This is a genomic window from Janthinobacterium sp. GMG1, assembly GCF_034427795.1.
Lineage (GTDB): Bacteria > Pseudomonadota > Gammaproteobacteria > Burkholderiales > Burkholderiaceae_D > Janthinobacterium.
This window is the reverse complement of record NZ_JAXQNT010000020.1, coordinates 1-21,786: the sequence shown is the minus strand read 5'-3', so window position 1 is coordinate 21,786 and position 21,786 is coordinate 1. Positions and strand designations below refer to the sequence as shown.

General features: G+C 60.3%; 15 protein-coding genes. 3 read left to right on the top strand and 12 right to left on the bottom strand.

Annotated features, from left to right (window positions below):
• Nucleotides 1–239: 239 nt before the first annotated feature.
• On the top strand, nt 240–2,228 hold the full coding sequence (locus SJI03_RS28495) for a sigma-54-dependent Fis family transcriptional regulator (RefSeq protein ID WP_233516386.1): 1,989 nt from the start codon (nt 240–242) through the stop codon (nt 2,226–2,228).
• Between the two features lies 1 nt (nt 2,229).
• Here SJI03_RS28495 and SJI03_RS28490 read toward each other — a convergent pair whose 3' ends face one another.
• From SJI03_RS28490 to SJI03_RS28460, 7 genes are all read right to left on the bottom strand, one after another.
• Nucleotides 2,230–3,240, bottom strand: coding sequence for an FAD:protein FMN transferase (locus SJI03_RS28490; RefSeq protein ID WP_322429414.1), 1,011 nt, complete (start codon nt 3,238–3,240; stop codon nt 2,230–2,232).
• Nucleotides 3,230–5,341 carry a 4Fe-4S binding protein gene (locus SJI03_RS28485; protein ID WP_322429413.1) on the bottom strand — a complete coding sequence of 704 codons (2,112 nt, stop codon included), beginning with the start codon at nt 5,339–5,341 and terminating at the stop codon, nt 3,230–3,232. Before SJI03_RS28485 ends, SJI03_RS28490 begins: the two co-directional genes overlap by 11 nt.
• 47 nt (nt 5,342–5,388) lie before the next feature.
• Nucleotides 5,389–6,549 (bottom strand): porin, encoded by a 1,161-nt coding sequence (locus SJI03_RS28480; protein ID WP_233516385.1) that lies wholly within the window; start codon nt 6,547–6,549, stop codon nt 5,389–5,391.
• Nucleotides 6,550–6,836: 287 nt separating this feature from the next.
• The gene (locus tag SJI03_RS28475; RefSeq protein WP_322429412.1) at nt 6,837–8,573 is read right to left on the bottom strand and encodes a PQQ-dependent methanol/ethanol family dehydrogenase; all 1,737 of its coding nucleotides are present in this window, start codon (nt 8,571–8,573) and stop codon (nt 6,837–6,839) included.
• A 51-nt stretch (nt 8,574–8,624) separates the two neighbouring features.
• The gene (locus tag SJI03_RS28470; RefSeq protein WP_034756816.1) at nt 8,625–9,014 is read right to left on the bottom strand and encodes a DUF779 domain-containing protein; all 390 of its coding nucleotides are present in this window, start codon (nt 9,012–9,014) and stop codon (nt 8,625–8,627) included.
• 54 nt (nt 9,015–9,068) lie between these two features.
• On the bottom strand, nt 9,069–10,589 hold the full coding sequence (gene adh / locus SJI03_RS28465) for an aldehyde dehydrogenase (RefSeq protein WP_322429411.1): 1,521 nt from the start codon (nt 10,587–10,589) through the stop codon (nt 9,069–9,071).
• 344 nt (nt 10,590–10,933) lie between these two features.
• On the bottom strand, nt 10,934–11,890 hold the full coding sequence (locus SJI03_RS28460; protein ID WP_322429410.1) for a beta-propeller fold lactonase family protein: 957 nt from the start codon (nt 11,888–11,890) through the stop codon (nt 10,934–10,936).
• A 204-nt stretch (nt 11,891–12,094) separates the two neighbouring features.
• Between SJI03_RS28460 and SJI03_RS28455 the strand changes: the two genes are divergently transcribed.
• Nucleotides 12,095–14,233 (top strand): TonB-dependent receptor, encoded by a 2,139-nt coding sequence (locus tag SJI03_RS28455; RefSeq protein ID WP_322429409.1) that lies wholly within the window; start codon nt 12,095–12,097, stop codon nt 14,231–14,233.
• Between the two features lie 118 nt (nt 14,234–14,351).
• Here the strand turns inward: SJI03_RS28455 and SJI03_RS28450 are convergent, their stop codons facing one another.
• From SJI03_RS28450 to SJI03_RS28430, 5 genes are all read right to left on the bottom strand, one after another.
• Nucleotides 14,352–15,185, bottom strand: coding sequence for a transporter substrate-binding domain-containing protein (locus SJI03_RS28450; RefSeq protein WP_322429408.1), 834 nt, complete (start codon nt 15,183–15,185; stop codon nt 14,352–14,354).
• A 25-nt stretch (nt 15,186–15,210) separates the two neighbouring features.
• Nucleotides 15,211–15,696, bottom strand: a complete 486-nt coding sequence (pedF, locus tag SJI03_RS28445; RefSeq protein WP_035824926.1) for a cytochrome c-550 PedF — start codon at nt 15,694–15,696, stop codon at nt 15,211–15,213.
• A 130-nt stretch (nt 15,697–15,826) separates the two neighbouring features.
• A complete protein-coding gene (gene rtcA, locus SJI03_RS28440; protein ID WP_322429407.1) occupies nt 15,827–16,846 on the bottom strand; it encodes an RNA 3'-terminal phosphate cyclase in 1,020 nt (339 codons plus the stop codon).
• Between the two features lie 16 nt (nt 16,847–16,862).
• The gene (locus SJI03_RS28435) at nt 16,863–18,098 is read right to left on the bottom strand and encodes an RtcB family protein (RefSeq protein WP_322429406.1); all 1,236 of its coding nucleotides are present in this window, start codon (nt 18,096–18,098) and stop codon (nt 16,863–16,865) included.
• 201 nt (nt 18,099–18,299) lie between these two features.
• Nucleotides 18,300–19,868 carry an RNA-binding protein gene (locus SJI03_RS28430; protein WP_322429405.1) on the bottom strand — a complete coding sequence of 523 codons (1,569 nt, stop codon included), beginning with the start codon at nt 19,866–19,868 and terminating at the stop codon, nt 18,300–18,302.
• 206 nt (nt 19,869–20,074) lie between these two features.
• Here SJI03_RS28430 and rtcR point away from each other — a divergent pair, with 206 nt between their 5' ends.
• Complete coding sequence (rtcR, locus tag SJI03_RS28425) at nt 20,075–21,682, top strand: RNA repair transcriptional activator RtcR (protein WP_322429404.1); 1,608 nt, start codon at nt 20,075–20,077, stop codon at nt 21,680–21,682.
• Nucleotides 21,683–21,786 lie beyond the last annotated feature (104 nt).

Genomic DNA, 21,786 nt, shown 5'->3' with positions numbered 1-21,786 from the left:
CGCGCCCCGCAAGGGCTATTTTTTGTGCCAGATCAGATGCCATGGGCCTGGCACCGCACTTGCTTATACAACCCTATGCACTGTCCACTGAAGGGGGGCAACTCTGGGCCTGGCAGCAACACTGGGGATAGCCCGGTTCGCTTTGCTTTGCTCCCATCTGTGACAGGTGCTACATTATGGAACACTCTCGATATTCAAAAGAGCGCCGCAGTACAGGGCCCAACGGAGGCAACGAGATCATGTATCAACCGTCAGCTACTTACCGTAGCGCACCGTTTTCGTCCATCGCGGACGCGAACATTTTGCCGGCAGGACAGGACAACGTCCCCGTCATCATTGAAACTTCCCATCAGCGTTCTGTCGCCTTTGGCCTGTCACCCACGGCCACGCCCGACTTTACGCCTGCCGGCAAATCCGACCTCTCCTTGCTGATCGAGCAAAACCGCATGCTGCACACGCACGCGCTGCCGGCGATGGAAACCCTGTACCAGCAAATCGTCAATACGCACAATATGGTGATCTTGACGGATGCCAACGGCGTCATCGTGCATTCGCTGGGCGACGATGATTTCCTGGAGAAGGCCAACCGGGTGGCCCTGCAGCCAGGCGTGGCATGGTCGGAACAAAGCCGCGGCACGAATGCCATCGGCACGGCCATCACGGAGAAAGTGCCGACGTTGGTCCATGCGGACCAGCATTACCTGGCCGCTAATCATTTCCTGACGTGCTCCGCCGCCCCCATTACCGACCACCGAGGCAATGTCATCGGCGTGCTGGACGTGTCCAGCGACCAACGCAGTTTCCACAAGCATACGATGGCCCTCGTGCGCATGTCGGCGCTGATGATCGAAAACCAGCTGTTTTCCGCCACCTTCGAAGACGCCATCACCGTGCACTTCCATGCGCGCCCGGAATTCATCGGTACCTTGATGGAAGGCATCGCGTCGTTCACGCCGGGTGGCCGGTTTTTATCCGCCAACAAGAATGGCTTGTTCCAGTTGGGCCTGTCATTTGCCGCGCTGCAATCACATACGTTCAGCTCCCTGTTCGGCTTGCCTGTGTCCGCCCTGTACGACCATTACCGCACGGCCGCACCGGGTTTGCTGAACCTGTGCATGCACAGCGGCGTGCGCGTGTACGGGCGCGCACAGTTGCGCCTGTCCAATAGCGTCTTCCAGCACGGCTTTACTGCCAGCACCGATCATAGCGACATCAACGCCGTTCCGGCCCAGGTTCCCGCGTCGGCCAGCCATGCGGCCAACGCGGCGCGCCGCCTGTCCGGCTTGCGCTATTTGCGCACGGGCGACCCGCAGCTGGAACTCGTGATCGAAAAGGTCAACAAGGTATTGGGACGCGATATTCCCATCCTCGTCATGGGCGAAACGGGCACGGGCAAGGAATTGCTGGCGCAAGCCATCCACAACGATTCACCGCGTGCCATGGGACCGTTTATCGCCGTCAACTGCGCCTCCATTCCGGAAACCCTGATCGAATCCGAACTGTTCGGCTATGAAGACGGGGCATTTACGGGCGCGCGCAAGAAAGGGGCGATCGGCAAGATATTGCAAGCCAATGGCGGCACCCTGTTCCTCGACGAAATCGGCGACATGCCCTTCGGCTTGCAGGCGCGGCTGTTGCGCGTGTTACAGGAACGCATGGTCACGCCCTTGGGCAGCAGCAAATCGATCACAGTGAATGTGGAACTCATTTGCGCCACGAATCACAACTTGCGCGAACGCATGGCCAAGGGACTGTTTCGCGAAGACTTGTATTACCGCCTGAATGGCCTGGTGGTAAAACTGCCGCCGCTGCGCGAGCGCACGGACCTGGACACGGTCGTCAAAAAAATCCTCGCAACGGAAGCGCCCGACACGCGTTACACAGTGGCGCCGGACATCCTGCGCATGTTCCATCAGCATAAATGGCCGGGCAATTTCCGCCAGCTGACCAATCTCTTGCGCACGGCCATCGTCATGGCGGGCGATGAACATGAAATCTGTTTGCGCCACATGCCTGATGATTTCCTCGACGATATTGAGATGACGCAAGCGACTGCCGCCAGCGCCAGCACGGACCGCATGATCGCGGCCGGCGCCAACCTGGAAGAAATGGAGCAAAGCGTCATTCTCAAGTCGCTCGATGCCCACGGCGGCAACGTCTCGGCCACGGCGCGAGCCCTGGGCGTGTCGCGCAACACGATCTATCGCAAAGTACCGCATCTGAAATAGCCTAGAGTAGACGGGAAAAGCCGGGCGACATCTCGCGCCGGCCGTGCTTGTCGATGGTCATCAGGTCGACGCCCTCCATTTGCGTGGCCATGGCATGCGCACGCGCCGCGCCCGTCACCATGAAGGTCGTGGACAAGCCATCAGCCAGCAAGCCCGTGGGCGCCAGCACGGTCACGCTCGCCAATTCACGCGGCGAATCGCCCTTCGCGGGGTCGAAGATGTGGTGATGCGCGAAGTCGGGCGTGAACGTACATTCGTAATCGCCCGACGTGGCCACGCTGCGCCCTTCCACTTTTAAGCTGGCCGCCAGGATTTCTGCGTCACGCGGATCCTGGATGCCCAGGGTCCACGGACGGCGCACGGAACGCTGTCCCCGCGCAACGAACTCGCCCGTGTCGAGCAGCGCGTGCCGTATGCCGCGTGCCTGCACGGCTGCCAGCGCCATGTCCGCCGCATAGCCTTGCGCCAGGCCATTCAAGGTCAGCGCCATGCCGGGTCGGAGAAAACGCGCTTCCCGGCTATCCCACGCCAGTTGCCGCCAGCCTACCCGCGCCTGCGCTTCGCGCCGCAATGTGTCCGTCGGCAAGCTTACCTCGTCTGCCGCCGCGCGAAACAGCTGCCATAAGGGTTGCACGGTGATATCAAACGCGCCATCGCTCCATTGCGACAGGGCTTGCGCCTGCGCCAGCACGGCCAGTAAATGGGCGTCCGGCCGGGCCAGGCGGCCGTCGCGGTTCAGTTGGAAGACTTGGCTGGCGGGACTGTAAATGCTCATCAGGCGGTCGATATTCCTGGCCGCATGCAAGGCGTCTTCAATGGCCAGCTCGGCCTGGCGCTGATCGTGGTGCAACACGGTGACGGCGATCGTCGTGCCAAACGCCAGCGCGGCGCCTTGATAAGGGCGCACGCCGGACGCCGTGGCCGTGCCGCGCGCCATGCTGCCAGGCAAAGACAAGCCCGCCATGCCGGCAACGCTGCCTATCGCTGCGGAAATAAAGGTTCTACGCTGCATTGCTGCTCTCCTCTGCCGTGGCCCGGACAATCGGGATGGTGCGGGCACGCTTGATTTCCAGCATCAAGGGTGCGCATTTTTCATCGCTGGCGTAAATCACCACGCAATCCATGCATTGGAAACACTCGCCGTAATCGACTTTCCCGCTGGGCGCGATGGCGTGATGCTCGCAACGGTGCCGGCAAGTCTGGCATGGCGTGCCGCATTCCCTGCGACGCAGAATCCAGTTGAACAGGCGAAACCGTCCCAGCAGCGCCAGCGCCGCGCCAAACGGGCACAGGTAGCGGCAAAAGAATTTGTAGGAAACACTGCTCAGCAGCAGCAAGCCCATGGCATACGCGACAAACGGCCAGGCGCGCACGAAGTTCAGGGTAATGGCCGTCTTGAACGGTTCCAGTTCCACCAGCTTGTCCGTGACCTGGCTGGAAAAGATGCTGCTGCCAAGTATGGCCGCCAGCAAGCCATACTTGATCCATTTCAAGCGCCCGTCCAGGCGCGGCTTGATCTTCCACTGCGGCAAGCGCAGCCACTGGCCCAGCTTGCCCATGAATTCCTGCAGCGCACCAAACGGACACAGCCAGCCGCAAAACGTGCCGCGCCCCCAGATAAACAGCGTGAGCAGCACGAAAGCCCACAGGATCACCGTCATCGGATCGAACAGGAAGAAGCCCAGGGTGCGCCCCGCCTGCAGCGCCTGGAGGGCGCCCGTGATATTGACAATCGATAACTGCCCCTGCGCGTAATAACCAATAAAGCCGATGGTAAACAACAGGAACAGCCGGCGGAACCAGGCAAATTGGCGGCCATCGCGCACCAGGCGTTTCTGCCATGCCAATGCGCCGGCCAGCAGCGCCAGCCCGGCGAGCAAGAGCAGCAACTCAGCCTTGCGGCTCTTCCACGTGCCGCGCCACGTGGCATCGTCGCCTTGCGGCGTCATATAAAAATCAGCGGGCAAACGGTAGCTGAAATCGACGTTGCGCGCGATGCGTTCCGGATACACGATGCCCTTGCTGCGTGTGATCGGCATGGTAAAAGCCAGCGGACTGGCCGCATCGAGTCCCGCCTGACTGATGATGCGCAAGACGGCAATATTTTCCGTCGGCAACGTAGCCGTATCGGACAGGCGCAATTCCAGGTCCAGGTCGCGCATGTCGATGGGCAAGCCATCCTGCTTCAGCAACAAACGATCCGGCACGGTGCCGCGCACGAAATCGTCGCCCAGCACGCTGTAGCGCCCACGCGACATGACGAGGATGGCGTGGTCACCTTCGTCTAGCCGGTTGCGCAATTTGTTCCAGCTGCGTTCCGTCAACAGGTTGCGTCCCACCGTGGGCACGGACACATACGCCAGGTACAGGTCGATGAACACGCCGTCCGGATCGCGCGCAGCTTCCGGTTCGAGTCCGGCTTCGGGACTACCGGCAAACAGTCTCTCCACATCCTTGTTGCTCAGGCGCACATGCTGGATCAAGCCCCGTTCGAGCATCTGCGCCACGCCGAGTTTTTCGAATAGCTCCATGCGGATGCGGGCGATCTGGTCCGGATCGCGGCCTTGCGCAAACCCCAGTTTTTTGCGCGACACTTTCAATGCCGAGGCCAGCACGCTCTGGTTGATGATGCGCACGGAAGCCGTCGCCTTCGACACGCCATCGATATCGGCATGGCTCGCATCTGGCGCGCGTTTCTTCTTGGCATCGATGGCGATATTCTGTTTCAGCGACAAGCCCTGGTACTGTTTGACGAATTGAAACAGGGGCGCTTCGCCCAAGCCATCGAGAAACACGGGTTCATGTTGCGATAGAACAGACACATCCAGAAAACTGCCCTGCGGATTGATGGCGATCAATAAATTGACGGGCACGCCGGAAAAGCCGGGAATTGATGCCAGGTCCACCGACTCAAACACGTAGCCAACCAGTTCCGTGGCCGTGGCGTTTTGGCGGAACAAGGGCCAGATGGGCAAGTCGGCCTCCTTGTCACCGACGATGATGGGAGCAGGAAAGCGCCGTGCCAGCTCGGCCTTGGTGAGCACGCCCGCCCACGCCTGTCCCAGGATAAACAGGAATAGCCAGCAGGCTATGAATAACCGCAGTATCCGCATGCACTAAACTCCGTGCGGCGCCCCTTGCAAGGCGCCGCGTTGATGAGTTAGAAGAAAATGATGCCACCCAGCGACACGCCATTCATCTTCGCTTCGCTGCCCGCAAAGCCTTTCGAGCGCGTCTGGCCCAGTTCGCCCACCAGGGTGATCGCGCTGTTGAGCGAGTAATACGCGCCCAGGGTCAGGTTGGCGTTCGACTTCAAGCCGCCCGTGCCGGCCGTGTTGTCGTCGTTCTTGCTGATGCCGTAAGACAGGCCCAGCTTCAGCTTGTCCGTCGTTTTATACGTGCCTTGCAGCAACCAGTTCTTCGACTTGGTGTCGCCCTGGTCTGCATCGGACAAGATACCGAGCCCTTTGCCGCCCTGGAAGTTGACCAGCACGCCGGCCGGGCCCATCTGGTATGAGCCGCCCACTTCCACGCCGCGCATGGTCAGGTCATCGACACCTGGCGTTTTCGACGTGAATTTTTGCGACTTCACGCCCAGCCACGCCTTCAAGCCTTCCTGCGCATACGTCACTTGCGCCTGCACTTGCGGACTCGACTTCGAGGAATAGGTCGAGCCTGCCACGATGGGCGTATCGGAGACGGGGCTGACCAGCGCCACGTCGGCACCAAAGCCACCCGATTTCGGCGTGCTGTACATGATCTGGCCATAGTTGCCCAGATAGGTATAACCGGCGCCGATGTGGCCCAGGGTCACCCTGCCCCGCTGCGTCGCTTGCACGGGTGCGCCCGAGCCCAACAAGGTCATGTCGGACAGGATCGCGTTCGCGCCGAAGATGCCGTAGTCGCGGCCCAGCTTGAAAGTACCCATCTGCTCATTGCCGAACGTAAAGAAGGCCTGACGCACATCGACCACGCTGTTCTGGCTGATGGCGCTGTCGGTGGCCGTCGAGTTGTAGATGCCGATCAAGGCTTTCACGTCGTACTCGCCCAGGCGCGAGCTTGCCGAAGTGATCAAGCCATTCGGCAGCAAGCCGTTGCCAATGGTGGTACGGTCCTTTTCGCCGCCGCAACCGAGCGCCTGGCCGCCCAGCGCCAGCCCGCCCACCGCATCGCCTGAACACGACACTTGCGTGTAATAGGCGTTAACGATGCCACCCACCGACACGGTCCAGTCGCCCGCCTTGATATCGACGGCTTGTGCCTGCCCCATCGCTGCGATTGTCATGACACCCAGGCTCCCCAGCTTGCTCAATGTGTTCATTGCGTCTCCTCTTTCTTCTCTGTTTTTAGTGTGCACACCAATGATTGATGTATCTCAAGCTTTGGCAATAAGCGTGCCCAGCACGGCTCAGAGGGAGAAAGAGAAAATATGTGTTTAACATGTGCAGCTGCGGATCAATCGCCACTGACAGTGTTCATTTTTTGACCGCAAGTATGCGTATCGGGCATCCAGGTAAACAAAAAACTGACGGCCTGGGCCGTCAGCAAAAAGAAAACACCCGGCGGACAGGGAGACACCCATCCGAGTGGCCCGGATGCTTCACCCCGTTACTTCGATGCCAGCTTGAAGACCCACACGGAACCGCCCTGCTCCAGGAAGTTGACTTTCTTCGCCACTTCGCCGCCCCACAGCGGCACCGCGCCACCCCAGCCGGATACGACGGCCACATATTGCGTGTCGCCATCCTGCCAGGTGACGGGCGGCGCCACGACACCGGAGCCCGTCTGGAATTTCCACAGCTCCTTGCCCGTCTTCGCGTCGACGGCTTTCAGGAAACCTTCCGGCGTGCCGTAGAACACCAGGTTGCCGGCCGTGCTCATCACGCCGCCCCACAGCGGCGCGTTGTTCTTGATTTCCCAGACGATCTTGCCCGTCTTCGGATCGACGGCGCGCATGGCGCCGATGTAGTCGTCAAACAGGGGCTTGATGGTAAAACCGGCACCGAGGAAAGCGCCGCCCTTCTTGTAGCTGATCGGCTCGTTCCAGATGTCCATGCCCCATTCGTTCGCCGGCACATAGAACAGCTTGGTTTGCGGCGAGTACGCCATCGGCATCTGGTTTTTGGCGCCGAGGAAAGCGGGCGCGGCAAACACGGTCGTGCCCTTCTTGCCCTCCTCTCCCTTGGTCGGGTCGCCAGGACGGCCGGCGGCGATGTAGTTCGGCCGGCCCGTCTTCAGGTCGATGCTGCTGGCCCAGGTGATTTTCTTCACAAACGGAAAGGCGTTCTGCAGCTTGCCCGTGCTGGCGTCGATCACATAAAAGAAACCGTTGCGGTCGGCCTTGCCGCCGTAGCGTTTGCCATCCATGTCGAAGGTAACGAATTCGTTGGCGCCATCGAAATCCCAGGCATCGTTCGGCGTGTTTTGATACGCCCACTTGATCTGCCCCGTTTTCACGTCCAGCGCCACGGTGGACGACGAGTACAGGTTGTCGCCGGGACGCAAGTGGCTGTTCCACGGCGCCGGGTTGCCGGTGCCGAAATACGCCAGCTTGGTTTGCGGATCGTAAGTGCCGCCCATCCACGTCGAGGCGCCGCCCGTTTTCCACAAGTCGCCCGGCCAGGTCTTGTTCACCGTTCCCGAAATGCCGTTATCGATGGCCTTGCCATCCTTGTCGTAGCGGTGGCCCATATGGCCCTCTACCGTCGGCCGGCTCCACACCAGGTCGCCCGTCATCGGGTTGCGCGCCTCGACCCGGCCGACGATGCCGAATTCGCCGCCCGACACGCCCGTCAGCAGCAAGCCTTCGGCGATCAGCGGTGCGGCCGTCATCGAGTAGCCTGCCGCATAATCATCGACCTTTTCCTTCCAGACGATCTTGCCCGTGTTCTGGTCCAGCGCCACCAGATAGGCGTCGAGCGTGCCGAAAATCACCAGGTTGCCATACAGGGCGGCACCACGGTTGACCACGTCGCAGCATGGCATGATGCCGTCCGGCAAGCGGTGCTCATACTTCCACAGCTTGGCGCCCGTTTTCAAGTCGACGGCAAAGATGCGCGAATACGAGGCCGTGACGAACATCTTGCCGTTATGAATTAGCGGCTGCGATTCCTGGCCCCGCTGTTTTTCGCCGCCAAACGAGAACGACCAGGCCGGCACCAGCTTGGCCACGGTCTTGTCATTGATTTGCGTCAACGGCGAATAGCGCTGGCCTTGCGTGCCCATGCCAAACGACAGGACACTGGCCGGATTCTTCGCCGTGCTGTCGAGCATGGCATTCGTGACATTGCCCACGTCGGCCGCCTGAACCAACGAGGCGACACTCAAACCGACGACGATCCCCATGATTTTTTTCTGCACAATCATCTCCCTCTGTTTTATTAGTATGTGTGTGTATCAGGTCTTGCGGTGCTCATGCGGCTGGGCATGCAACAGCGCGCACTCTTCATCGGTGAACAGGCGCGAGCGCGTCAAAAAGCGCTTGCCCGTGCCGTTGTCGAGTGAAAACATGCCGCCATTGCCATCGACCACATCGATAATCAACTGGGTATGCTCCCAGTACTCGAATTGCTCGAGTCCCATGTAAAACGGTGTGCCATTCAAATTGCCGAGATAAATGTCGGTGTCGCTGACATCGAACTCGCCCAGCGCGTAGCACATGGGCGCGCTGCCATCGCAGCAGCCGCCCGACTGGAAAAACATCAGCGGGCCGTGACGCTGGCGCAACTTGTCCATCATTTCCAGCGCCGCATCGGTGGCGACCACCCGGGCGATTGCTGCACTCATGGCATCCCTTTCTGCGCGCCGCGCCCCGGTTGCAGGCGCGGCGCGTGTACCGGTTTAGAAGAAGCCCAGCGCTTTCGGGCTATAGCTCACGAGCAAGTTCTTCGTTTGCTGGTAGTGGTCGAGCATCATCTTGTGGTTTTCACGGCCGATACCCGACTGCTTGTAGCCACCGAACGCGGCGTGGGCTGGATACAGGTGGTAGCAATTGGTCCACACGCGGCCCGCCTGGATGGCGCGTCCCATGCGGAAGGCGCGCGAACCGTCGCGCGTCCACAAGCCGGCACCCAGGCCGTACAAGGTATCGTTGGCGATCGCCAGCGCTTCAGCCTCATCCTTGAAGGTGGTCACGGACACGACCGGCCCGAAAATCTCTTCCTGGAAGATGCGCATCTTGTTATTGCCCTTGAACACGGTCGGACGCACGTAGTAGCCGCCCTCCAGGTCGCCCGCCTGCGTGTTGCGTTCGCCGCCGGCCAGCACTTCCGCGCCTTCCTGGCGGCCGATGTCGAGGTAGGACAGGATTTTTTCCAGCTGCTCCTGCGACGCCTGCGCACCGATCATGGTGGACGAGTCGAGCGGATTGCCCTGCTTGATCGCGGCCACGCGCTTCAGGGCCCGTTCGATGAATTTCTCGTAGATCGATTCCTGGATCAGCACGCGCGATGGGCAGGTGCACACCTCGCCCTGGTTCAGCGCAAACATGGTGAAGCCTTCCAGGCACTTGTCGAAATACTCGTCGTCGGCATCCATCACGTCTTCAAAGAAGATGTTCGGCGACTTGCCGCCCAGCTCCAGGGTGACGGGAATCAGGTTTTGCGCGGCGTAACCCATGATCAGGCGGCCCGTGCCCGTTTCGCCCGTAAAGGCGATCTTGGCGATGCGCTTGCTCGACGCCAACGGCTTGCCCGCTTCCAGGCCGAAACCGTTGATGATATTCAGCACGCCCGGCGGCAGCAGATCACCGATCAGTTCGATCAACACCATGATGGAAGCGGGGGTTTGCTCGGCCGGTTTCAAGACGACGCAATTGCCGGCGGCCAGGGCTGGCGCCAGTTTCCAGACGGCCATCAGAATCGGGAAATTCCACGGGATGATCTGCCCCACGACACCCAGCGGCTCATGGTAGTGATAGGCATAGGTTTCCGCATCGATTTGCGCAACGGAACCTTCCTGCGCGCGGATGCAGCCGGCGAAGTAACGGAAATGGTCGATGGCCAGCGGAATGTCGGCATTCATCGTTTCGCGGATCGGCTTGCCGTTGTCGATGGTTTCCGCCGTGGCGATCAGGCTCAGGTTCTGTTCGATGCGGTCGGCGATGCGGTTCAGGATATTGGCGCGCTCGGCAGGCGAAGTCTTGCCCCAGGCATCCTTGGCGGCATGCGCGGCGTCCAGCGCCAGCTCGACGTCTTCGGCCGTGGAACGGGAAATTTCGCAAAACGGCAAGCCCGTGATCGGCGTAATGTTGGGAAAGTATTCACCTTTTACTGGTGCAACGAATTTGCCGCCGATGTAATTGTCATAGCGTTGTTTGAAGGGATTGGCTACGCCCAGTTTGCTGATGTCTGCGAGATTCATGTCGTCCTCTATCGGGTTAATTAGAATGGAATTACTTAATTAAAATCAAACGTCCTGGTACAGATGGGGTGAGTACACGGAGTCTTCCGCAAATGCCGTGCCAGCTCGCCATCCCACTACAAACTTAGCCGGTTTTACCCTTGTTGCAAGGGCGTGGCGTCAATACCGGCGCGCTTTTCAGCGCACGCCCCGGGCAAGAAGGCAGGCGTGGGTGTGTGCGCGTTTTGAACAAGGTGGCGCCGTCCTGTTCCAATCCGCGCCAGCCCTGCTGCACCGCTCCGTCGCCGCTGCACAATGGAACAGGTGTACCAGACTGGAACACCTGCGCCAGTGCCACCAAGGCATCAACGAATCACCACGCCCCATGGCAATTCACCCACGGTAATATCGGCCACCTTCTGCGCGCTGGCCGTGTCGATGACGGAAACGCTGTTCGAACGGCCATTGGCCACGTACAGCTTGGCACCATCGGGCGTGAGGGCCATGTTCCACGGGCGCTTGCCGACGGGAATGGTGGCCGTCACCTGGTTGCTGGCCGTATCGATCACCATCACCGTGCCGTCGATGCCATTCGAGACATACACCTGCCTGCCGCTGGGGTGGACGGCGATACCATTCGCATTCTTGCCAGCTGGAATGGTGGCAATCGCCTTGCGCGCGGCCATGTCGATCACATACACGGCATTGACCAGTTCGCACGCCACATAGGCGCGGCCCGAGTCCGGACTGAAGCCGATGCCGCGCGGACGCAGTCCCACGGCGATGGACGCCACCTGGCGGCGTTGTGCCACATCGATGACATCGACTTGCTCGGCCTCTTCCGCGCTGACCAGCAGCCAGCGCCCATCGGGGCTGAAGACGGCGTGTTCCGGATTGCGTCCCTGCACCTTGATGTCGGCGAGCAAGCTACCCGTATGGCCGTCGAGCAAGGCCACGCTATTGTTTTCCTCGACGGCCACGGCCACATGACTACCATCTTGCGAGGCGCTGACGCCTTCGGGCGACTTGCCCAGCGCCACCGTGCGCACGGGCGCGCCGCCAGTGTTATCGATCAGCAGCAAGGCGCTGCTGGCTGCGTCCGTGACAAACAATTGCCGCCCGCTGGGGTCGGCGGCGATACCGCGCGGACGCTTGCCCGCCACGATCTGGCGCACGACCTGGTCGGTGGCCGTATCGATCACGCTCAAGGTGCCCGACTTTTCATTGGGAACATAGGCAAAGGGAGCGGCTTGGACGGCGGTGCTGGCGAGCGCCGGCAGCAGCCAGCACACCTGGCGCAAGCGCGAGAAGAAGTTGGGCATAATCACCTTTTCAATGGGAAAACACAGGAAAAGCGCGCTGCATCGGCGCATCTGAACATTGCTGTATGCAAACGCCGTGCCACTGACACGCGTATAATTTCCGCCCACCAATGGAGACATGGCAGGCATATTGCTTGATACAACTATGCAGACCTGTGGCGCTCACGCGCTCAAGCAGGCTTTTATTCACATTGGAGAATCCGCATGCAGCATCGTTTCCGCCTGAACACAATCGCCAGCCTGTTTGTCGCCGGCAGCGCCACCCTGGCCCCCCACGTCTTTGCCGCCGAGGCAGCTGACCCGGCCAACGGGCAACTGATGGATACGGTGGTCGTCAGCGGCAGCCGCATCGCCCACCCCAGCCAGGAAGTGCCTGCGTCCATCGACGTGGTCGACAGCGCCCGCATCCAGGATGGGCAAATCCGCGTCAACGCGTCAGAAGCGCTGGCCGCCGTGCCGGGGCTGGTCGTGCAAAACCGCCAGAACTACGCGCAAGACTTGCAAATCTCGTCGCGCGGCTTCGGCGCACGCTCGGCCTTTGGCGTGCGCGGCGTCAAGCTGATCAGCGATGGCATTCCTGCCAGCATGCCGGACGGCCAGGGTCAGGCCGCCACCTTCAACCTCGATACGGCCGAGCGCATCGAAGTGCTGCGCGGACCGTTTTCCGCCATCTACGGCAACCACTCGGGCGGCGTGATCCAGCTGTTTTCCAGGGATGGGCAAAATCCCCCGTCCGTGGAGCTGAACGTGACCGGCGGCAGCTATGGCACCAGCAAGGTGGATCTGTCGGCGCAGGGTCAGGCAGGCGGCATCGGCTACGTGCTCGACGGTTCGCGCTTCCGTACGGATGGCTTCCGCGACCACAGCGCCGCCACGCGCGAACAGGCTTTCGGCAAGATCACCGTCAAGCCCACGGCGGACAGCAAGCTGACCATCGTCGCCAATAGCTTGCATCAGGGCAACACGCAAGATCCGCTGGGCGCCACCTGGGCCACGTTTGCCGCCGATCCGCGCGCCGGTGAAATCGATGCGAGCGATACGCAAAACCCGAAGCGCACCTTGGCCGAACGCTACAACACGCGCAAGAGCATCGACCACCAGCAAATCGGCGCCACCTATGAACAATCGTTCGGCGATGACCGCCTGCATGTGATGGTATATGGCGGCAACCGCGACGTGATCCAGTACCAGGCTTTTACCAAAGGCTTCCAGGCGCCGCCCAGCCATTCAGGCGGCGTGGTCGACTTCCAGCGTGAGTTCTACGGCATCGACACCAACTGGCTGCATGTGAACCAGCTGGCTGGCGGCAAGCTGAGCACGACCATCGGCATCGACTATGGCCGCTCCAGCGATGACCGCACGGGCTATGAAAATTACATCGGCAACACGTTTGGCGTAAAAGGCAAGCTGCGCCGCGACGAGCAGAATGTCGTCTCCAGCCTCGATCCCTATATCCAGGCGGAATGGCAAAGCGGCCCATGGCTGCTCAGCGCAGGTTTGCGCTACAGCAAGATGAAAGTGGCGGTCGATGACCACTATCTCAGCAATGGTGACGACAGTGGCAGCCTCGAGTTCAGCCATACGACGCCGGTGCTGGGCCTGCTGTACAAACTGACGCCGAACGTCAACGTCTACGCCAGCGCCGCGCGCGGCTTCGAGGCGCCTACCCTGAACGAACTGTTTTACTCGGGCACGGCCGGCGGCTTCAATTTCAACTTGAAACCGGCCACCAGCACCAACCTGGAAGCGGGTATCAAGGCCAGGATCAATAACAACACCCACGTGAACGCGGCCGTGTTCCAGATCAAGACCAGCGACGAACTGGTGGTCGACAAGTCCAGCGGCGGGCGCACCAGCTATCGCAATGCGGGTAAAACCTTGCGCCAGGGCATGGAAGTGTCGCTGGATTCGAACCTGCCGTATGGCTTCACGACAAAAGTGGCCCTCACCAGCCTGCACGCCGTGTATGACCAGGCGTTTGGCAGCGTGCGCGAAGGCAGCCGCTTGCCGGGCGTGCCCAGCGCCAACCTGTTCGCGGAACTGGCCTGGAAAGACACGTTCGACCGCTTTGGCGCGGCGCTGGAAAGCGTGGCAAGCAATCAGGTCTACGCGGAAGACAGCAACATCGAAAAACCGGCACCCGGCTATACGGTGTTCAATGCGCGCTTCAACGCCAAACAAAACGTGGGTAATTGGCGCTTCAAGGAATTTGCCCGCCTGAACAATCTTTTCGACAAGACCTACGTGGGTTCCGTCATCGTCGGCGACAGCAACAAGCGCTACTATGAAGCGGCGCCGGGACGCAATTGGTTGCTAGGTGTCAGCGCCCAATACTCCTTTTAAGAACACCTGAGAAAAAGTCCATGGCGGCGTTGCATTGCCCTGAACATTTTTCAGGCGTTCTCATGAAAAAGCCCGCGCGTCTTCCGATGCGCGGGCTTGTAAACTCAAGCAAGCTACTTCAAGGCCGCGCTTCCTTCACGCCATATTTCTCAAAGATGGTTTTTAATTCGCCGCTGGCCGCCATCTCGTTCATGGCTGCCTGCAGCAATTTCGCCACGTCGAGCTGCTGACGGCTGACGGCAAGGCCAACGGCCCAGCCAGCACGCGGCAAGCGGGCGAACGCCACTTCGCTCATGGGGAAAGCGGGATCACTTTTCAGCACCGATTCGATTTCCGAACGGTTGGCCAGCACGGCGTCGAGCTGACCCGCCTGCAATTGCTGCAAGGCTTCGGCAGCCGTGTCGAAAATACGCACATCGTCGCGGTACTTGCCATTGTCTTCACCCAGCATCAGCATGGCCGCGATCGAGACCTTTTCCACGCCGATGCGCTTGCCAGCCAGCGAAGCGACGCCATCGAATTGCGGCACGGCTTGCGCACTGCGCGCCAGGCGCACGGTTTCCACGTAGTATGGCGCGAATATCTCGACCTTGTCGTTATCCGCCATCAACTTCTTGTCGACCGGCACATGCAGCATCACATCGGCGGGACCATAACCGAGGTAATGCCCCTTCCAAACCATATTGCGCAAATCGTCGTTCAGGTTTTCGCCGGCGGGAAATGGCAGCAAGCTCAGTTTCAAGCCCAGCTTTTTCGCCAGCGCTTCGGCGATGTCGATATCGATGCCCGCCCCCTTGTCGGAAAATGGCGCGAACTCGTTGTACACAGCCACTTTCAGGCTGCCCGACTGCTGCACTTTTTGCCAGTCGGCGCGCGCCGGCGCGGCTGCGCACAGCGCCAGGCAAGCGAGCGAGATCATCGCGCTCGCACCCCGGAGTTGAAATGAACGCATGGGACTCCTTCGTGATCAATTCGACTTAATTAGATTCGCGGCGGGTTTCCAGATAGGTCTTGATGGCCCACATGGCTTCCTGGTTGAACACGCCTTCGAACGGCGGCATGTACACGGCGCCATTGCGTACTTTACCGTGGCGGATGGTGGTCAGGTAGTAATTGTCCGTCTCCTTGTAGCATGCCTGTTTCTTTGTCTCATTCTTGATACCGAAACAATCGCGGTCCAACTGGCGCAAGTCCGGCGCAATGCCGCCCGAGATGGCTTCAATGCCGTGGCAGCGGGCGCAATTCTGGTTGTAGGCCGAGGTGCCCACCGTCAAGGCCAGCTTGTTGCCCCGATACGGGTTTTGTTCGAGCCACTTGTCGCCCACCTTGGGCAAGCCCGTGGTGTCGACGCCTTGTGGCGTGACATTGCCGTGCGCATAGGCATGCGGCAAGGTCAGCAGGGAGGTGAGGGCAACGGCGCCGGCGGCCGCCACGCCGAGCAGGGTACGAATGGAATAGGTCATGCTGGTCTCCTTGGTTTTTTAGTCAATATCCAAGAAGAGCAAATGCCATGCCATGCACATATGCCCCACATCCGGCCGCCCATGTATCAATTTGGAACAGCTGCAACACGTAGTTGTGTCACCACGCGCGTCAGGCGGCGGTCACCGTGCAGATGCTGCCCCGCTCCTGCTGCTCGAAAGTGATGCGCACGGGCAAAAATCGGGCAATCACTTCCGCATTCGTCAGCGCATGCTGCGACACCTTGTTGCAACTGAAGCTACCGCCACCGGCCAGCGCCATCGGCAGCAAGAGCTGGTCGGCCAGGTGCTCGCCGACGGCCGCATCCGTCTTGAGATAGGCGCGCACCTCGTTCAACAGGCGCTTGGCCACCGATTCGGCCAGCAAGGACTTTTCGCCAAAAGAAGTAAACACTTCCGTGACATGCTCATGCTCGAGCGTCAACAGCAGGACATTGCCCGGTCCCTGCTCCGCCGGCAAGCCGACAAGGTGCAGCTGCTTGCCGCTCCAGCCCATGACGCTGGCGACACGCTCGAGTTCGCGGTGCGCCACCTGCACATGCACGCCCGCTACCACGCTTTCCGCATACCCTGCCTTCCGTTCACCGCGCTGCAGCAACGCGATGGGCCGCAGGCGCTGGCACGGTTGCACGGTGGCCATCACCTCGCCGCCGCCGGCAGGATGAAAGCCATAGCGTTGCAGCGTAATCTCCATCTCGGCGCCCATCTGTTCCAGGACACGGCCGTACGCACGCTGCAAAAAATGGACGGACGGCGCCATGGCATTGTGCGTGCCACCACTGATGCGCACGGTGGATGGCCCATCCGCATGCAGCAGGGCCGGCAGCAAGGTTTGTAATACCAGAGTGCAACTACCGGCGCTGCCGATGGCAAAGCGGTAATCGCCGCCGCGAATGGGGCCAGGCGCGAATTCCAGGCTCGCTGCGCGCAGCGCCACCGGCGTCGTGCGCGCCCCGCAAATGGCGGCTGCCGCCTGCACGGCCAGCAGATGCTGGCGCAGCAAGCCGGGCTTTTCCCGCCCCGCGCGGATATTCGTCAGCCGGAATGGATGCCCCGTAATCATCGAAAGGCTTAGCGCCGAGCGCAAAATCTGTCCGCCGCCTTCGCCTTGCGCTCCATCAATTTCTATCATTTCTTTTCTCTCTCTGTTAACCTTTGACGCAGACGACCTGCTTCAGGATATGCACGACATCAACCAGTTCGCGCTGCGCCAGCATCACCGCATCGATATCCTTGTAGGCCATCGGAATTTCATCGATCACGTTTTCATCCTTGCGGCATTCCACGCCTTGCGTGGCGCGGATCTGGTCGTCCAGGCTGAAGCGCCGCTTCGCTTCCGTGCGGCTCATGGTGCGTCCCGCACCGTGGCTGCAGCTATGGAAACTCTCCGCATTGCCCTTGCCGCGCACGATAAAACTCTTCGCGCCCATGGAACCGGGAATGATCCCCAGTTCGCCGGCGCGGGCCGACACGGCACCCTTGCGCGTGACCAGCACGTCCTTGCCAAAGTGGTGCTCCTTCTGCACATAGTTATGATGGCAGTTAACGGCTTCCACGTGCGTCTGGAACGGTTTATGGATGACCGTGCGCACGGCTGCGATCAGGTTCTGCATCATCACTTCACGGTTGTTGCGCGCAAACCGCTGCGCCCAGCCCACCGCTTCCACGTAATCGTCGTAATGCTGCGTGCCTTCGGCCAGGTAAGCCAGATCCTGGTCGGGCAAGTTGATGAAGTGGGTGCGCATATCCTGCTTGGCCAGTTCGATGAAATGCATGCCGATGGCATTACCCACGCCGCGCGAACCGGAATGCAACATGAACCATACGGCACCCTGTTCATCGAGGCAGACTTCAATGAAATGGTTACCGCTGCCCAAAGTCCCCAGGTGACGATAATTATTCGTGTTCTTCAGCTTCGGCGTCTTCAGGCAGATCGCATCGAATTCGTCCTTCAATTGCAGCCACGCGGCATCGACCACGGAAGGCGGCGTATGCCAGGAACCCTCATCGCGGCCACGGTGGCCGCGCGTCTTCGGCGACATCCCATGCGGAATGGCGCGTTCGATGGCGCTGCGCAGCGGCCCAAGATTATCGGGCAGATCATTCGCCGTCAGCGTGGTTTTCGCCGCCATCATGCCGCAACCGATGTCCACGCCCACGGCCGCCGGAATCACGGCGCCCAGGGTGGGGATCACGCTGCCGATGGTCGAGCCTTTACCCAGGTGGACGTCGGGCATGACGGCGATGTGCTTGTAAATGAATGGCAGGGTCGCCGTGTTGCGCAATTGTTTTTTGGCCGCTTCTTCGACAGGCACGCCACGGGTCCACATTTTCACGGGACGGCTGCCTTCGGTATGCAGGACTTCGTATTCTTCTTTCTTCATCGCTTCTCTCATCTTGTATTTTAATCAGTAGGACAACCCGACAAGGTGGGACAGGATTTTCTGCCAGGCTCACTGCACCTGGCAGGCCGGTTTGACGCGGCTGATCGATGTAATCCTGTCGGCATTCGGGGCACTGCAGCGCATGACAAGGTTGGACAAGACGTCTGTTATGTAGTCTTGTCCGCATTCATGCACTTTACTTCAACAACCTGGCGCCATATCGATGGCGGCAATTTCTCCCGCCCAGTGAGCGGGGTCCAGCTGGCCGGAAGCAAAGGCGGCGATGATCTTGAAGACGTCATCGGAAAAACCGCCGATGTTCAGGATATCCTCGCGCTCCATTGCCTGCGTGGTGGCATGCGGCGAAATATCGATGCACACCAGCTTTGCCTGCGGATTGCGCTGCTTGAAGACATTCCACTGTCCCATCGTCGCCGTGGCGCCGCTGCGTTTGGCATCGATCCACGATTCGTTATCGGACACATAAATCACCAGGTCCGCCAGCTCCTTCTTGCTGTTCATGCGCAGCAGCGGTGCGCTGCAATTGGTGCCGCCGCCGCCGATGGCCGCCAGCCTGGCCGCGTTGGCCATCACGCTACCATGCGCATCGAGACCGCACTGCACCACGCTATGCTCGAACGGAAGCACCGTGGCATCCGGGTTCTTGCGCAGCATGGCCGCCGCCACAAGCGCCGCCACATCGATGCAGCGCACGCTCGACGTGGCGCTGCCGCGAAAACCGCTGACGGGCGAAGACATCGAGCCGGAAACGTCAGGACATACCACCACCTTGCCCGCGATCCGCGGCACGTTCAGCAGCGATATTTCCAGCGCCTGCTCCAGCGCATCGCGCACGATGGCCGGCACGTTCTCGCCGGCCGCGATGTAAGCCGACATCAGCTGGTACGGAAACACCCTTGCCCGGCCAATCGCCTCGGGATCGCGCAGCTTGGCCGCAATCAGCTCAGGCATCCCGGCTATCGCATACACGCCATGGCGGCCAAAGGTATTCAGATTCATGCGCACCATCTGCCAGCTGCCCTGGGTCGCGATCTGCGCCCAATCCTGCGCGCTCAAGGGCAGCGCCGTCAGCATTTGGAATGGCACCTCCGGTATCGCTTGCGCCGGGTCTGCCTTGTACGCCTCGAACGCGGCCAGCGCAGACGGCAGTGCCTTGGCATCGTACGGCTTGCCGATCAGCCAGGCAAAGAAGGCCGCGCGCCACGCTTCCTGCGGTTTCGGATGCACCATCTTCACCACGTCGGCCAGCGATGGCGCGTTACCGACGGCGGCGGCCAGCAAAGCCTGTTCCGAAGCGCCGTTCAGCCATGCCTGTACCAGCTTTTTCGGACGCGATCCCAGCGACTTGCGGCCCACTGCGCCCGAGCGCATGATCTGCACGAAGTTACGCAGCATCTTGCCGTTGTTAATCACACGCTGGAAGGCCGGCGCGAACTCTGCAGCGCCCTGCCCCGCCAGCACGGCCACCAGCAGGGCCGGCATGTCTTTCATGTAGCCCCGTTCGCGGCAGTACACGGCCGTCTGCGCGATGAAGGCCGGCTCGACCGCCTGGCACAACTCGAGTACGTGTGCCAGTTGCGCTTCGGCACTGGCATAAAACGTCGTGTTCAGGCAGCCGGTGGCCGCATATTGCGCCAGCTGATGCCGGGGCGTCAGCGCGTAGGCTGGCGCGCCTTCGGCATTGCGTGCCAGGGCCGTTGGCACGGTTCCGGTCTGTTGCGCGTTCTGGAATAACTGGGTGTTGGCCATTTTTCGTTCCTCTCTGCTCTCTACGTTTATCTCGTTGCTATCTCCTCTATTGCAAGCGCTGTGCCAGCTTTCAATATCTCATCAAAAATAAACATAACCCATTGATTTTATTAAACAATATTCTAATACATGCTTTGCATCGAAAATATCCCTGTCATTGCGATTTAGAATACAATTATCTTTTTAGATAAATATTTATCTCATATATGCAAGCAAAACGCACCGTCGTCATCGGTTTTCTCGGCACGCAGCTCGACAATGGCAGGGGAGCGGCACGCTGGGAAAAGTGGCGCCCCAGCATCGCCCTGACCCAGCACGAGGACAAGATCATCGACCGCTTCGAGTTGCTGTACGCGGGCAGCCAGTTCGACAACCTGGTACGCCAGGTGTCGCAGGATATTGCCAGCGTCTCGCCTGAAACCAGGCTGATCGCCCATGAACTGCCCATCAGCGATGCCTGGGACTTCGAGAATGTGTATGGCGCGCTCTATGATTTTGCCAACAGCTATCCCTTCGATCCGGACAAGGAAGACTATTGGATCCACATCACCACCGGCAGCCACGTGGTGCAAATCTGCATGTTCCTGATGACGGAAGCACGCTATTTTCCTGGCCGCCTCGTGCAAACGTCGCCGCCGAAGCGCCAGGCCACCGGCAATCCTGGCAGCTACGCATTGATCGACCTCGATCTGTCGCGCTACGACCAGATCGCCCAGCGTTTTACGCACGAGCAGGCCGAAGGCGTGGCCTTCCTGAAGTCCGGCATCGCTACGCGCAATACCCGCTTCAACGGCATGATCGATGAAATCGAGCGCGTCGCCATCAAATCCAAAGCCCCCATGCTGCTGATGGGACCTACCGGCGCCGGCAAATCCTTCCTCGCGCGCCGCGTGTATGAACTGAAAAAATCGCGCCACCAGATCGATGGCAAATTCATCGACCTCAATTGCGCCACCCTGCATGGCGATGGCGCGGCCTCCACCCTGTTCGGCCATATCAAGGGCTCCTTCACGGGGGCAGGCTCAGATCGGCCGGGCTTGCTGCGCAGTGCGCACAAGGGCTTGCTGTTTCTCGATGAAATCGGTGAACTGGGGCTCGATGAACAGGCGATGCTGCTGAAAGCCATTGAAGAAAAGCGCTTCTTCCCCGTCGGTGCCGATACGGAGGTGCAGAGCGACTTCCAGCTGATCGCCGGCACCAACCGCGACCTGGGCAAAGAAGTCGCGGCCGGCCGCTTTCGGGAAGACCTGTATGCGCGCATTAATCTGTGGACGTACGAATTACCGGGCCTGGCGCAGCGCCCCGAAGACATCGAGCCGAACCTGGAATACCTGCTGGCACAATACAGTGCCGAAACGGGGGAAAGAGTGCGCTTCAACAAGGAGGCGCGCGAACGCTTCATGCGCTTTGCCACCTCGCCATCGGCCGCCTGGAAAGGCAATTTCCGCGATCTATCCGCCGCTGTCACGCGCTTGGCCACCTTGTCGGAAGCGGGACGCATCACGGATGACGTGGTCGACGAGGAAATCAAGCGCTTGAACCGGATGTGGCAGCATCATGGCGGACGAAGCGATAGTGTGGAAGTGGATCTGCCAGGGATCATGGGGGAGCAGGAGGCCGCGCAGCTCGACCTGTTTGATGCGCTGCAGCTGAGATCGGTAATTCAGGTATGCCAGCAATCGAACACTTTGTCCGATGCGGGCCGCAAGCTGTATGCCATATCGCGTGATGCGAAGGCCAAGCCAAATGACGCCGACAGGTTGAAAAAATACCTGACGAAGTTTGGCGTGAGCTGGGAAGAAGTGAGTCGATAAAACCCAACAACAGCCAGAGTCAGTCCCTCGATGCCGCGAACGCCAGATGCGACGCCAACGCGCGAGGGAGCTGACCCCATTCTTTGCTGTTTGCTTGGCCGCGC

Excerpts from the sequence above, each read along its gene's own strand:
- SJI03_RS28495 (WP_233516386.1), top strand. The coding sequence starts at position 240 with ATGTATCAACCGTCAGCTACTTACCGTAGCGCACCGTTTTCGTCCATC.
- SJI03_RS28490 (WP_322429414.1), bottom strand. The coding sequence starts at position 3,240 with ATGCAGCGTAGAACCTTTATTTCCGCAGCGATAGGCAGCGTTGCCGGC.
- SJI03_RS28485 (WP_322429413.1), bottom strand. The coding sequence starts at position 5,341 with ATGCGGATACTGCGGTTATTCATAGCCTGCTGGCTATTCCTGTTTATC.
- SJI03_RS28480 (WP_233516385.1), bottom strand. The coding sequence starts at position 6,549 with ATGAACACATTGAGCAAGCTGGGGAGCCTGGGTGTCATGACAATCGCA.
- SJI03_RS28475 (WP_322429412.1), bottom strand. The coding sequence starts at position 8,573 with ATGGGGATCGTCGTCGGTTTGAGTGTCGCCTCGTTGGTTCAGGCGGCC.
- SJI03_RS28470 (WP_034756816.1), bottom strand. The coding sequence starts at position 9,014 with ATGAGTGCAGCAATCGCCCGGGTGGTCGCCACCGATGCGGCGCTGGAA.
- adh (WP_322429411.1), bottom strand. The coding sequence starts at position 10,589 with ATGAATCTCGCAGACATCAGCAAACTGGGCGTAGCCAATCCCTTCAAA.
- SJI03_RS28460 (WP_322429410.1), bottom strand. The coding sequence starts at position 11,890 with ATGCCCAACTTCTTCTCGCGCTTGCGCCAGGTGTGCTGGCTGCTGCCG.
- SJI03_RS28455 (WP_322429409.1), top strand. The coding sequence starts at position 12,095 with ATGCAGCATCGTTTCCGCCTGAACACAATCGCCAGCCTGTTTGTCGCC.
- SJI03_RS28450 (WP_322429408.1), bottom strand. The coding sequence starts at position 15,185 with ATGCGTTCATTTCAACTCCGGGGTGCGAGCGCGATGATCTCGCTCGCT.
- pedF (WP_035824926.1), bottom strand. The coding sequence starts at position 15,696 with ATGACCTATTCCATTCGTACCCTGCTCGGCGTGGCGGCCGCCGGCGCC.
- rtcA (WP_322429407.1), bottom strand. The coding sequence starts at position 16,846 with ATGATAGAAATTGATGGAGCGCAAGGCGAAGGCGGCGGACAGATTTTG.
- SJI03_RS28435 (WP_322429406.1), bottom strand. The coding sequence starts at position 18,098 with ATGAAGAAAGAAGAATACGAAGTCCTGCATACCGAAGGCAGCCGTCCC.
- SJI03_RS28430 (WP_322429405.1), bottom strand. The coding sequence starts at position 19,868 with ATGGCCAACACCCAGTTATTCCAGAACGCGCAACAGACCGGAACCGTG.
- rtcR (WP_322429404.1), top strand. The coding sequence starts at position 20,075 with ATGCAAGCAAAACGCACCGTCGTCATCGGTTTTCTCGGCACGCAGCTC.